This is a genomic window from Burkholderia sp. RF2-non_BP3, assembly GCF_001522185.1.
GTDB classification, from domain to species: Bacteria; Pseudomonadota; Gammaproteobacteria; order Burkholderiales; family Burkholderiaceae; genus Burkholderia; species Burkholderia diffusa.
In genome coordinates, this window is sequence record NZ_LOSU01000032.1 from 1 (window position 1) to 12790 (window position 12790).

The 12790-nt window shown below is 64.0% G+C and carries 14 protein-coding genes, 1 tRNA gene, 1 pseudogene and 1 riboswitch; of the genes and pseudogenes, 14 read left to right on the plus strand and 2 right to left on the minus strand.

Annotated features, from left to right (window positions below; translation table 11 throughout):
- Positions 1–218 (minus strand): annotated as a pseudogene (gene glyA, locus WS45_RS15050) (serine hydroxymethyltransferase); the annotation flags it as partial.
- Positions 219–355: 137 nt separating this feature from the next.
- A riboswitch (ZMP/ZTP riboswitch) is annotated at positions 356–456 on the minus strand.
- A 180-nt stretch (positions 457–636) separates the two neighbouring features.
- Here glyA and WS45_RS15055 point away from each other — a divergent pair.
- The 9 genes from WS45_RS15055 (at position 637) to WS45_RS15095 (ending at position 7161) form a co-directional block, all read left to right on the plus strand.
- Entirely contained in the window at positions 637–1383 is a 747-nt protein-coding gene (locus WS45_RS15055; RefSeq protein WP_059535494.1) for an SDR family NAD(P)-dependent oxidoreductase, read from the plus strand.
- Positions 1384–1491: 108 nt separating this feature from the next.
- Positions 1492–1977: a tol-pal system-associated acyl-CoA thioesterase gene (gene ybgC / locus WS45_RS15060; protein ID WP_059700645.1), complete on the plus strand. Its 486-nt coding sequence runs from the start codon at positions 1492–1494 to the stop codon at positions 1975–1977.
- Positions 1978–2121: 144 nt separating this feature from the next.
- Positions 2122–2799 carry a protein TolQ gene (gene tolQ, locus WS45_RS15065; protein WP_010091489.1) on the plus strand — a complete coding sequence of 226 codons (678 nt, stop codon included), beginning with the start codon at positions 2122–2124 and terminating at the stop codon, positions 2797–2799.
- Positions 2800–2809: 10 nt separating this feature from the next.
- On the plus strand, positions 2810–3259 hold the full coding sequence (gene tolR / locus WS45_RS15070; RefSeq protein ID WP_059700646.1) for a protein TolR: 450 nt from the start codon (positions 2810–2812) through the stop codon (positions 3257–3259).
- Positions 3256–4323, plus strand: a complete 1068-nt coding sequence (gene tolA / locus WS45_RS15075) for a cell envelope integrity protein TolA (protein ID WP_059535488.1) — start codon at positions 3256–3258, stop codon at positions 4321–4323. The genes tolR and tolA overlap by 4 nt, the downstream gene beginning before the upstream one ends.
- A 109-nt stretch (positions 4324–4432) precedes the next feature.
- On the plus strand, positions 4433–5731 hold the full coding sequence (gene tolB / locus WS45_RS15080; protein ID WP_059535486.1) for a Tol-Pal system beta propeller repeat protein TolB: 1299 nt from the start codon (positions 4433–4435) through the stop codon (positions 5729–5731).
- 17 nt (positions 5732–5748) lie between these two features.
- Positions 5749–6258 carry a peptidoglycan-associated lipoprotein Pal gene (pal, locus tag WS45_RS15085; RefSeq protein ID WP_059535484.1) on the plus strand — a complete coding sequence of 170 codons (510 nt, stop codon included), beginning with the start codon at positions 5749–5751 and terminating at the stop codon, positions 6256–6258.
- Between the two features lie 19 nt (positions 6259–6277).
- Positions 6278–7027, plus strand: coding sequence for a tol-pal system protein YbgF (gene ybgF, locus WS45_RS15090; RefSeq protein ID WP_059535482.1), 750 nt, complete (start codon positions 6278–6280; stop codon positions 7025–7027).
- Between the two features lie 58 nt (positions 7028–7085).
- Positions 7086–7161 (plus strand) — tRNA-Lys (locus WS45_RS15095).
- Positions 7162–7313: 152 nt separating this feature from the next.
- Here the strand turns inward: WS45_RS15095 and WS45_RS15100 are convergent.
- Positions 7314–8261: a cupin domain-containing protein gene (locus tag WS45_RS15100; RefSeq protein ID WP_059700647.1), complete on the minus strand. Its 948-nt coding sequence runs from the start codon at positions 8259–8261 to the stop codon at positions 7314–7316.
- 130 nt (positions 8262–8391) lie between these two features.
- Here WS45_RS15100 and WS45_RS15105 point away from each other — a divergent pair, with 130 nt between their 5' ends.
- The 5 genes from WS45_RS15105 (at position 8392) to rfbC (ending at position 12789) form a co-directional block, all read left to right on the plus strand.
- Positions 8392–8721 carry a carboxymuconolactone decarboxylase family protein gene (locus tag WS45_RS15105; protein WP_059474721.1) on the plus strand — a complete coding sequence of 110 codons (330 nt, stop codon included), beginning with the start codon at positions 8392–8394 and terminating at the stop codon, positions 8719–8721.
- Positions 8722–8871: 150 nt separating this feature from the next.
- Entirely contained in the window at positions 8872–9705 is an 834-nt protein-coding gene (locus WS45_RS15110) for a class II glutamine amidotransferase (RefSeq protein ID WP_059535478.1), read from the plus strand.
- Between the two features lie 581 nt (positions 9706–10286).
- Complete coding sequence (gene rfbB, locus WS45_RS15115) at positions 10287–11348, plus strand: dTDP-glucose 4,6-dehydratase (RefSeq protein WP_059700648.1); 1062 nt, start codon at positions 10287–10289, stop codon at positions 11346–11348.
- Between the two features lie 11 nt (positions 11349–11359).
- A complete protein-coding gene (gene rfbA, locus WS45_RS15120; RefSeq protein ID WP_059689016.1) occupies positions 11360–12253 on the plus strand; it encodes a glucose-1-phosphate thymidylyltransferase RfbA in 894 nt (297 codons plus the stop codon).
- Entirely contained in the window at positions 12238–12789 is a 552-nt protein-coding gene (rfbC, locus tag WS45_RS15125; protein WP_059700649.1) for a dTDP-4-dehydrorhamnose 3,5-epimerase, read from the plus strand. The genes rfbA and rfbC overlap by 16 nt, the downstream gene beginning before the upstream one ends.
- Position 12790: the final 1 nt, after the last annotated feature.

A 12790-nucleotide genomic window follows, 5' to 3' on the forward strand; every position in this document is an offset into this window, starting at 1 on the left:
TCGACGTATTCACAGCCGCCGTAGTAACGCTTGCCCGGATACCCTTCCGCGTACTTGTTCGTGAGCTGCGAGCCCTGGGCGGCCATCACGGCCGGGCTCGTGTAGTTTTCCGACGCGATCAGCTCGATGTGCTCTTCCTGGCGGCGGTTTTCCTGCTCGATCGCAGCAAAGATTTCGGGATCGACGTTCGCGATGGTGCTTTGGGCTCTGTCAAACATACGGTTTCCGTTAAGTGTGTACAGGTTGACCGGAGTGGCCGAGTACATTGCGCTGCTGGCGGAACCAGCCCGACGTGGCGGAAGAATCCGTATGACGCGAGGCAGGACAGCCACCGGCGATGCACGCGACGGCGCACAACGGCTGCCCAGGCGAACGGCAAAAACGGCGCCCCGCGCTTCACGGTGGGATGCTCCACCTTGAACCCGAAGGGTTCTATCGCCAGTCACGCAGGGGTGATGAGCGCGTTAGTGTATTGGATGCGTCATGAATAGGCAACCGCGCGGCAGTCGCCCGGAAATAATAGGGGCCAGACTTTACGCGCCCGTGCCGACACGCTTTGGCGCCTTGCCGCGGTGCCGCAATCTCAGTAGGCTTGCGGGATACCATCCGCTACTTTGTTACCGACCAGGAGCAGCAATGATCGTGTTCGTCACAGGCGCGTCCGCCGGCTTCGGCGCCGCCATCGCCCGTGCCTTCGTCAAGGGCGGCCACCGTGTCGTCGCAACCGCGCGCCGCAAGGATCGTCTCGATGCGCTCGCGGCCGAACTCGGCGACGCACTGCTGCCGTTCGAGCTCGACGTGCGCGACCGCGCCGCCGTCGAAGCCGTGCCGGCCGCCCTTCCCGCCGAATTCGCGGCGCTCGACGTCCTCGTCAACAACGCCGGTCTCGCGCTCGGCGTCGAGCCTGCGCACAAGGCCAGCCTCGACGAGTGGCAGACCATGATCGACACGAACTGCTCAGGCCTCGTGACCGTCACCCATGCGTTGCTGCCCGGCATGATTGAGCGCGGGCGCGGTCACATCTTCAACCTGGGTTCGGTGGCCGGCACCTATCCGTATCCGGGCGGGAACGTATACGGTGCGACCAAGGCTTTCGTCCGACAATTCAGCCTGAACCTGCGCGCCGACCTGATCGGCACGCCGTTGCGCGTCACCGATATCGAGCCGGGCCTGTGCGGCGGCACGGAATTCTCGAACGTCCGCTTCCGCGGCGACGATGCGAAGGCGGCGAACGTCTACCAGAACGTCCAGCCGCTCACGGCCGAGGACATCGCCGACACGATCTACTGGATCGCGACGCGCCCCGCGCACGTCAACATCAATACGATCGAAATGATGCCGGTCGCCCAAGCCCCGGCCGGCCTCGCGATCCATCGCGGCTGACACGGCGAGCGCAGCAGCGGGCCCGGTTCCGGCCGGCCCGCGGTGTGCTGCGACGTACTACATTCCGTTACGAATCGGTTACGAATCGGGCCTCGGCCTTCCGGTAAAATGCGCGCCATGACTCAGCCTACCCGCTCCCCGGACGCGCACTCCGGCTTCACCTGGCCGGTACGCGTGTACTACGAGGACACCGACGCAGGCGGCATCGTCTTCTATGCCAACTACCTGAAATTCTTCGAGCGCGCCCGCACAGAATGGCTGCGCGCGTGCGGCATCGACCAGCGTCGGCTCGCCGACGACACGGGCGCGATCTTCATCGTCCGCAGTACCTCGCTCGACTACCGCGCGCCGGCGCGACTCGACGACGCGCTGACGATCACGAGCCGGCCCGGACGCATCGGCCGCGCATCCGTGGAATTTACGCAGGAAGCCTGGCGTGGCGACACGCTGCTCGTCGCCGGACACATCCGCCTCGGCTGCGTCGACCGAACCGGCATCCGGCCCGCGGCAATCCCGCCGGTCGTGCTCGACGCGCTGCAACGCGGGCCCGTCATCGACACCGGGCAGACTGTATTGTCAACGCAGCTCGGATGAGCACCGTTTAGACAAAACCTATGAACTTGCCTTCCTGAATCGATACTAAGCAAGGTTCGGCGCCAGGCCAGGCCAGCGCGCCGCGCCACACGCATACCGTGCCCCCTCGCCGGACACCCCCGAAGGGACGTTACTCAAACCTCTATGAACACTTCTCAAGACCTGTCGATCATTTCCCTCGTCCTCAACGCGAGCGTGCTGGCCCAGGCCGTGATGGGGCTGCTGCTGCTTCTGTCGCTGATGTCGTGGACCTTCATCTTCCGCAAGTGGTTCGCGATCCGCCGCGCACGCGCGCAGACCGAACGCTTCGAAAGAGATTTCTGGTCGGGCGGTGACCTGCAGGCGCTGTATCAGAGCGCGGCCAACAATCGCCACACGATCGGCGCGCTCGAGCGGATTTTCGAATCGGGGATGCGTGAGTTTCTGAAGGCGAAGGAAAAGCGCATCAGCGACCCGGGCCTCGTGCTCGACGGCGCGCGCCGTGCGATGCGCGCGTCGTTCCAGCGCGAAATGGACGTGCTCGAAGCGAACCTCGCGTTCCTCGCGTCGGTCGGCTCGGTCAGTCCGTACATCGGTCTGTTCGGCACCGTCTGGGGGATCATGAACTCGTTCCGCGGCCTGGCGAACGTGCAGCAGGCGACGCTCGCGAACGTCGCACCGGGCATTGCCGAGGCGCTCGTCGCCACCGCGATCGGCCTGTTCGCCGCGATTCCGGCGGTGGTTGCGTACAACCGCTACGCGCACGACATCGACCGCCTCGCGATCCGCTTCGAGACCTTCATCGAAGAGTTCTCGAACATCCTGCAGCGTCAGGCCCAGTAAGGAGCGCGCCATGGCAGGAAGTCCCATTCGATCCAGCATGCGCGGCGGCCGCTCGCGCCGCGCGATGGCCGACATCAACGTCGTGCCGTACATCGACGTGATGCTGGTGCTGCTCGTGATCTTCATGGTCACGGCACCGCTCGTCGCCCCGTCGATCATCAATCTGCCGACCGTCGGCAATGCCGCACCCCAGGAACAGACGCCGCCGGTCGTCGTCAACATCAAGGCCGACCGCACGATGAGCGTCAAGTACAAGGGCGACTCCGGCGCGACGCAGGAAGACACGATGACCAAGGCCGAGCTCGACAGCTTCATCCTGGCCCGGCAGGCTGACCATCCCGACCAGCCCGTCGTGATCGCGGCCGACAAGACCGTGCGGTACGATGCCGTCATGACCGTGATGTCGGACCTGAAGGCGCGTGGCGTCAAGCGCGTCGGCCTCCTCGTCAAATCGCAATGAACCGGCAGCAATCCACGCGCGGCAACGCCTATCCGTCTCAGCCCCCTCGCGAACGCGGCACCTGGCGCGCGTTCGCGCTCGCCGCGCTGATGCACGTGCTGCTCGCGTTGTTCCTCTATCACGGCGTGCAGTGGCAGAACAGCACGCCGGCCGGCGCCGAAGCCGAACTGTGGACCGAGGTGCCCGACGTGCCCGCGCCGCGGCCCGTCGTCACGCCGACGCCGCCCGCGAAGCTCGCTCCGCCCCCTCCCCCGGTGCGGGACGAGCAGGCGGACATCGCGCTGCAGCAGAAGAAACGGCAACAGGAAGCGGCCGCGCGCGAAGCGCTGCTCGAGCAGCAGCGTCGCGCGCAGCAACTGAAGGCCCAGCAAGAAGAAGCGCGGCGCGAGCAATTGGCGGCCCAGCAGGCTGCTGCCCTCGCGGCGCAGAAGGCCGCCGAGCGCGAAAAGCAGAAGCAGGCGGACAAGCTCAAGCAACAACAGCTTGTGGAGCAGCAGAAGCTCGAACAGCAGAAACTCCAGCAGCAGAAACTGCAGCAACAGAAGCAGGCGCAGCTTGAAGCGCAGCAAGCGGCGAAGGCCAAGGCCGACGCGGCCGCGAAGGCGAAGGCGGAAGCCCAGGCCAAGGCGAAGGCCGAAGCGACGGCGCGCGCGAAGGCCGACGCGGCGGCGAAGGCGAAGCTCGACCGCGAGCGCAGCGCGCGTCTCGCGCAGATGCAAGGCATGTCCGGGGCCGGCGAAGGCGGCGGTGAAGGCCTCGCGAAAAGCGGTACTGGGACGGGCTCCGGCGGCAACGCCGCGTCGCCCGGCTATCCCGACAAGGTGCGTCGCCGTGTGAAGCCGAACATCGTCTGGGGCGGCGAGCGCGCGGGCCTGACGACGGTCGTCGCGATCCGCTGCACGCCGTCGGGCGACGTGCTGAGCGTTTCGATCCGCCGTTCGAGCGGAAATTCGGGGTGGGATCAAGCCGTGGTCAATGCGATTCAGGCGTCGGTCCCATTGCCGCCCGATTCCAACGGTCGTACCCCGTCCGACATTACGATTACCTTCAAGGCGGCAGAGTGATCGCAAATGCGCTTACACTCCGTGCGTCGCTGCCGGACGGGAACGAATCGGGTATTTTTACTGTCTCTGCGGTTGCGCAGCGATCCAAGTCACATGGGAAGCAAGAAGCATGAGTTTGATGACGAAACTAGGTTTCAGGGCACTCGTGGCCTCGTGTCTGATTGCGGCCGGCGGCGCCGCTAACGCGCAGGTCAACGTGCTGATCACCGGCGTCGGTTCGACCCAGTTCCCCATTGCCACCGCGAACTTCGCGAACGAGGCGGGCCTGCCGCAGCAGGTCACGTCGATCGTCCGCGCCGACCTCGCCCGCAGCGGCAAATTCACCAATATCGACGCGGGCAGCACGCCCGTGCCCGAGACCGCATCGGTCGATCTCGGCGCATGGAAGGCCAAGGGCGCGAACGCGTTCGTCGCCGGCAGCGTGAACCGCGAAGCCAACGGCCAGTACAAGGTGAACTTCATCCTGTACGACACCGTGAAGCAGCAAAGCCTCGGCGGCCTGTCGCTGACGGCAGCAAACGATAGCTCGCTGCGCAAGGCCGGTCATCAGATCGCTGACTACATCTACCAGAAGCTACTCGGCACGCGCGGCGTGTTCGCCACGCGCCTGTCGTATGTGGTCAAGATCGGCAACAAGTACAAGTTGCAGGTCTCCGATTCCGACGGCCAAAACGCCATTAGCGCACTGACCAGCAGCGAGCCGATCATCTCGCCGGCCTGGTCGCCAAACGGCACGAAGGTCGCGTACGTATCGTTCGAGCGCAAGAAGCCGATCGTCTACATCCACGACCTGCCGACCGGCCGCCGCTACATCGTCTCCGACCAGAAGGGCAACAACAGTGCGCCGGCGTGGTCGCCGGACAGCAACACGCTGGCCGTTGCGCTGTCGCTGACGGGCAATACGCAAATCTATACGGTCAATGCGAACGGCGGCGGTCTGCGCCGGCTCACGCAGAGCAGCTCGATCGATACCGAGCCGTTCTACTCGCCGGACGGCCGCTGGATCTATTTCACGAGCGATCGCGGCGGCGCGCCGCAGATCTACCGGATGCCCGCGCAAGGCGAAAGCGCCGGCTCCGCGCAACGCGTGACCTTCACCGGCAGCTACAACACCAGCCCGCGCATCAGCCCGGACGGCAAGCTGCTCGCCTACATCTCCCGCACGGGTGGGGGGTTCAAGCTGTACGTTCAGGATCTGCAAACCGGCGCGGCGAACGCCATCACGAATACCAATCGCGACGAATCGCCGAGCTTCGCGGCAAACGGCCAGTACCTTCTTTACGCTACCCAGTCGGGTGGTCGCAACGTGCTGGCAGCAGTGCCCTCCGACGGCAGCGCGCCGCCGCAGATCCTGTCCGTCCAGGGCGGCTCCGTTCGTGAGCCGTCGTGGGGGCCCTTCATGCAATGACCACAAGGAGAGTAACCATGATGTCGAACAAAGCTCGTCTGGCCCTGGCCGTGATGATGATCAGCGCGCTCGCAGCGTGTAAGTCGGGCGTGAAGCTCGACGACAAGGCCAACGCGGGCGCGATGAGCACGCAACCGAGCGCCGACAACGTCGCACAAGTGAACGTCGATCCGCTGAACGACCCGAACAGCCCGCTCGCGAAGCGCAGCATCTACTTCGACTTCGACAGCTATTCGGTGAAGGACGAATACCAGCCGCTGCTGCAGCAACACACGCAGTACCTGAAGAGCCACCCGCAGCGCCACGTGCTGATCCAGGGCAACACCGACGAACGCGGCACGAGCGAGTACAACCTCGCGCTGGGCCAGAAGCGTGCGGAGGCTGTCCGCCGCGCGATGGCGCTGCTCGGCGTGAACGACTCGCAGATGGAAGCCGTGAGCCTCGGCAAGGAAAAGCCGCAAGCATCGGGTCACGACGAAGCATCGTGGGCGCAGAACCGTCGCGCCGACCTCGTCTACCAACAGTAAGTAACGGAAGAGTTGCCGTATGACGCACCGTGTATCCTGGCTGCGGATCACCGCAGCAATCTGCGTCGTCGGCGCGGCGTGGTCGGCCGCGCCGGCGCACGCCGGCATGTTCGACGACAACGAGGCGCGCCGCGCCGTGCTCGATCTGCGCAGCAAGAGCGACAACCTGTCCAGCCAGTTGTCGGCCGCCCAGCGTACGATCCTCGATCAATCCGGTCGTATCGACCAGCTGAACCAGCAGGTCGCGACGCTGCGCGGCGAGAACGAAGATCTGACGAACCGGCTGACGACGCTCGAGCGGCAGCAGAAGGAGTACTACCAGGATCTCGACACGCGGCTCAAGAAGTTCGAGCCGCAACAGGCGACGATCGATGGTGTCGAAGGCACCGTGCAGCCGGGTGAAACGGATGCGCTCAGTGCGGCGCAGCAGCAATTCCGCAACGGCAACTTCAAGGCTGCCGCCGCGTCGTTTCGCAGTTTCATCGCGAAGTATCCGCAGAGCCCGTACCAGCCGACCGCGCAGTACTGGCTTGGCAACGCGCAATACGCGCTACGCGACTACCGCGGCTCGACCGCGACGTGGCAAGCGATCGTGAGCAAGTATCCGCAGCATCCGCGCGCGGCCGACGCGCTCGTCGCGATCGGTACGAACCAGCTCGAGCAAGGCCAGAAGGCGGCCGCGAAGAAGACGTTCGAGCAGGTCGTATCGCAATACGCCGGATCGAACGCTGCGCAGACGGCACAGGGCAAGATCGAAAGCATCAAATAAATCATGGTGACGGGTTGTTGACAGACCAGCGATCCGCCGCTATAATTTTTTGCTCTTTGGGTCGTTAGCTCAGTTGGTAGAGCAGCGGACTTTTAATCCGTTGGTCGCGTGTTCGAGTCACGCACGGCCTACCAAGATGTCAAGAAGGGGCTTCCGGGAAACCGGAAGCCCCTTTTTCATTGTCGTTGCCTCGCAAGCGGGTGTGCGCCGCGGCAGGCAGACACTTCTCCCCTCCTCGTTTTTCGCCAACGATTCATCGTCGAGCACGACGATCCCGCGGGCAACCTCACGTGCCGCGCTGCGCGCGCCGCCAGCGCCCCGGCGTCGTGCCGAGCACCGCGCGAAACGCCTTGCCGAACGCCGCCTCCGACTGATAGCCGACCGCCTGCCCGATTTCCGCCTGGCCGCGCTGCGTATCCTGAAGCAGCGCGCATGCATGCATCATCCGGATCCGCGCGACGAATGCGCCGACGCTCATCCCCGCCTTCGCTCGGAAATGCCGCGCATAGGTCGCACGCGACATCGCGGATGCCGCACCGAGCGACTCGACCGTCCACGATTGCGCCGGCGCCTGCAGCACGGCCTGGACCGACGGGCCGAGCCGCGCGTCGGCGGCCAATGCGAGCCAGCCGGCCGGCACGCGCGCATCGCGGCCGTACGCGCGCAACGCGTAGGCGAGCAGCGCCTGTCCGAGCGCATTCACGATTGCACGCGCACCCGGCTGCGCGTTCGATGCCTCCGCGCGCAGCACGCTCGTCAGCAGTTGCAGCGACGCAGGCCCCGACGCCTCGCGCAGCCCGACATGCAGCACGCGCGGCAGCGTGCGCATCAACAAATCACCGGCGCCGCGCGCGTAGACGAAGCGCCCGCAGAGCAGGTCGACACTTGCATCGGCCGGGGCCGCGGGATCGCGATTCGACTTGACCGGCAGCACTGCACCGCCGGCCGCGCCTGGTTCGCGCAGCGACGCGACCGACCGCACACCGCCGCCCTCGACATCGGACAAGTCGTGCGCGTCCCCCGCCGGCAACAGCACGAAATCGCCGTCGGACAGCCGCAGCGTGCGCCCGTCGGCCGTGCGCAGCTGGCACGTACCGGACAGCAGCAGGTGAAACGCCGCCTCGCCGGGCGGCAACGGATCGTGCGGCATCGCGAACGGGCCATCGAGCAGGCAGCGCACGTCGAGTTCGACATGACTGCGACCCAGCGACAACAATTGACTCAACGCGTCCATGAGACGTTTGCGCTAAAAATTGACACTCTAGCGTATCGAAACCCTCAGCATAGGCGATCAGAATAAGTGCTGCATCGCCCGAGATCGCGGCATCCGCCGCCCGATCCACTTCTTCTCGAAAGGACGCATCATGCTGAACTGGAACGAATACCGGAAGGAACTCACGACGCGCATCGGCGAAATCGCGAAGCTCTCGCCCGACACGCTGGCCGGCTACAAGGCGCTGTCCGGCGCCGGTGCCAAGACGGGTCATCTCGACGCGAAGACGCGCGAACTGATCGCGCTCGCGGTGGCCGTCACGACGCGCTGCGACGGCTGTATCGCCGTGCACACGGCGGAAGCCGCGAAGCATGGCGCGACCAAAGAGGAAGTGGCCGAAGCGCTCGGTGTCGCGATCGCACTGAATGCGGGCGCGGCGCTCGTCTACTCCGCCCGCGTGATGGACGCGCTCGGCGACTGACGCGTGCACGAAGGATGCGGCACCCGCCGCATCCTTCATCGACGATCGCCCAGCGCAGTCCGCCAACCGGCGAGCGCGCGGCAGCCGCGTATAGCGGCGCCGCGAAGTCGGCTACCATGCGCGAGAGGATTCATCGCGAAGGAGCGCTCCATGTGCCGCTGGCTCGCCTATACGGGTAATCCGATCCATCTCGAGACCGTACTGTTTCGCGCGAAGCATTCGCTGATCGACCAGAGCCTGCATTCGGAACTGGGCGCCACGACCACCAACGGCGACGGGTTCGGCATCGGCTGGTACGGCCGCCCCGATGAACTGCCGTTCCGCTACCGCTCCGTGCATCCCGCATGGAACGACCGCAACCTGCGCGAAGCCGCGCGCGCGATCCGCTCGCGGATGTTCATCGCGCACATCCGTGCGGCAACCGACACGCCCGTCCAGGAAACCAACTGTCACCCGTTCCGCCATGGCCGCTGGCTGTTCGCGCACAACGGGCTGATCCGCGATTTCCACAAGCTGCGCCGCGACCTGACCATGAAGGTCGACCCGGCGCTGTTCGCTACGCTCGAAGGGTCGACCGACTCCGAGGTGATGTTCCGTCTCGCGTTGACCTACGGCCTCGAGCAGATGCCGCTGCCGGCGCTCGAACGCATGGTCGGCGTGATCGAGGACACAGCCGCGCGCTACCGCGTCGCCGAGCCGCTCAACATGACGATCTGCGCGACGGACGGCGACCGGATCATCGCGGTGCGCTACTCGAGCGAACGGCAATCGCGCTCGCTGTTCCACAGCACGTCATTCAAGCATCTGCACGAACTTTACCCACACAATCCGCGCATCGTCGAAGCGGGCGACGACGCGTTCATGGTCGTGTCGGAACCGCTCGTCGACCTGCGCAGCGCATGGGAGGAAGTGCCCGAAAGCACGGCGATCGTCGCGCATGGGGCGGATGTGCAGCAGCGGCCGTTCAATCCGCGGCACAAGTAGGTTGAAGCGCGTCTAAATTCCCCGCCGCAGCGGGGAAATGAGTCCGAATCGAACCGTATTTAACGAGTAATACGACAGGGACGTCAATGGCCGCGGCGCCCCACCATGACAGTAAAGTAAAAATATTGCGACTCCAAATCCCGATATAAAACGACCGATTCGCACGGATCGAATCGCGCATGATATAGTTGCCATCGATTTTTAGTATCCAAAAGACCATCACTGCATTCGGCGCCGACTTCTGCGTGCACTCGTCTTGCCGCTGTTTTCCGCAAATGTTTGCGTGTGATAGACGTCTGATGAATCCCGCGCAAGCACACGGAAAACCGAGATACACCGCTCACAACCGTCATCATCCGAGTCCCGCGGTATAGAGAATTAATAGTCTTTCAAAGCAGACTGTCCGGTTGATACATGCGTCGCCTCGAAGGAATACCCTAGAATATGCGTGCAACCCAGCCCCAGATCTGTCCCGGCCGCATGATTTCTTGGCAATTCCTCGTCCAGCGTCAATCGAGGGCTACGCGCACGAACGAGAGCAAGGCAGGATTCACTGCCATTAACATAAAAAAAGAGGCTACATGATATTGGTTACAGGTGGCGCCGGCTTTATCGGGGCCAATTTTGTGCTGGATTGGCTGCGTCAATCTGACGAATCGGTTCTGAACGTCGACAAATTGACCTATGCGGGCAATCTCGGAACATTAAAGGCGCTGCACGGAAACCCGAAGCACGTGTTCGCGCAGGCCGATATTTGCGACCGAGCGGCGCTCGATGCATTGTTCGCCGAATACAAGCCTCGCGCAGTCCTGCATTTCGCTGCGGAAAGCCATGTCGATCGCTCGATTCACGGGCCGGCGGATTTTGTTCAGACCAATGTCGTCGGAACATTTACGCTGCTCGAAGCAGCACGCCAATACTGGAATATGCTGCCAGAGACGGACAAGGCCGCATTTCGCTTTCTGCACGTTTCCACGGACGAAGTATTCGGTTCGCTGTCGCCTGCCGATCCGCAATTCTCCGAAACGACTCCGTACGCACCGAACAGCCCCTATTCGGCGACCAAGGCCGGTTCCGACCATCTCGTGCGCGCGTATCAGCATACTTACGGCCTGCCCACGCTCACCACGAACTGCTCGAACAACTACGGCCCGTACCAGTTCCCCGAGAAACTCATTCCGCTGATGATCGCCAACGCGCTCGCCGGAAAGCCGTTGCCCGTGTACGGCGACGGCCAGAATGTTCGGGACTGGCTGTATGTGGGCGATCACTGCAGTGCGATCCGCGAGGTACTCGCGCGCGGCCAGACCGGCGAGACGTACAACGTCGGCGGCTGGAACGAGAAAACGAATCTCGAGGTCGTGCACACGCTGTGCGACCTGCTTGACGAACTGCGACCGAAATCGGCGGGTTCGTATCGCGACCAGATCACTTACGTGACCGACCGGCCGGGCCACGATCGCCGCTATGCGATCGACGCACGCAAGCTCGAGCGCGAACTCGGCTGGAAGCCCGCCGAAACGTTCGAAACCGGTCTCGCGAAAACGGTGCGCTGGTATCTGGACCATCAGGAATGGGTCGACGAAGTCGCTTCGGGCGACTACCGGAAGTGGGTCGCAACGAACTACGCGCACCGCGCGTAAGAGGAACGGACATGGCGCGCAAGGGCATCATTCTCGCCGGCGGTTCCGGCACACGGCTCTATCCGATCACGCATGCGGTCTCGAAGCAACTGCTTCCGGTCTACGACAAGCCGATGATCTATTACCCGCTCTCGACGCTGATGGTCGCGGGCATTCGCGACGTCCTGATCATCTCGACACCGCAGGACACCCCACGCTTCGAAGCCATGCTCGGCGACGGCGGCCAGTGGGGGATGAACATCCGGTATGCGGTGCAGCCGTCGCCCGACGGCCTTGCACAGGCCTTCATCATCGGTCGCGAATTCGTGGGCAACGATCCGTCGGCGCTCATCCTTGGCGACAACATCTTCTATGGTCATGACCTCGCCAAACAGCTCGAGCACGCAGACGCGCAAGACGCGGGCGCGACGGTGTTCGCCTATCACGTGCATGATCCGGAACGTTACGGCGTCGTCGAATTCGATCAGGACTTCCGTGCCGTATCGATCGAAGAGAAGCCGGCCAAGCCGCGTTCGAACTACGCCGTGACCGGTCTCTACTTCTACGACAACCGCGTGTGCGACATCGCCGCCGACATCGAGCCGTCGCCGCGCGGCGAGCTCGAAATCACCGACGTCAATTCCCGCTATCTCGCGGACGGTGCGTTGAACGTCGAGATCATGGGCCGCGGTTATGCATGGCTCGACACCGGTACCCACGATTCGCTGATCGAGGCCGCGAGCTTCATCGCGACGTTGCAGAAGCGGCAAGGCCTGGTCGTCGCCTGCCCCGAGGAGATCGCGTACCGCCGGCACTGGATCGATGCCGAGCAGGTACAGAAGCTCGCGCAGCCGCTGTCGAAAAACGGCTACGGCAAATATTTGCTGAACATTCTTACGGATCAGGTTGCATGGCCATCACGGTAACTGCTACGGCGCTCCCCGAAGTCAAGATCGTCGAGCCGAAGGTATTCGGCGACGCGCGCGGCTATTTCTATGAGAGCTTCAACGCGCGGGAATTCGCTGCGCTCGTCGAGGCTGACGTCGAGTTCGTCCAGGACAACCACTCGCGCTCCGTAAAAGGCGTACTGCGCGGGCTCCACTACCAGATCGAGCACGCGCAAGGCAAACTCGTGCGCGTGGTCGAGGGCGAGGTGTTCGACGTCGCGGTCGACATCCGGCGCAGTTCGCCGAATTTCGGCAAATGGGCCGGCGTGACACTGTCGGCCGACAACCATCGCCAGCTCTGGGTGCCCCCCGGCTTCGCGCACGGCTTCGTGGTGCTGTCGGAGACGGCGCAATTCCTCTACAAGACCACCGACTACTGGTTCCCGGAGCACGAGCGCAGCTTGCTGTGGAACGATCCGGAGATCGGCATCGATTGGCCGCTCGACGGCGAGCCGGTGCTCGCGGCCAAGGATGTGGCTGGCAAGCGGCTCGCCGAAGCCGAGCACTACGAGTGAG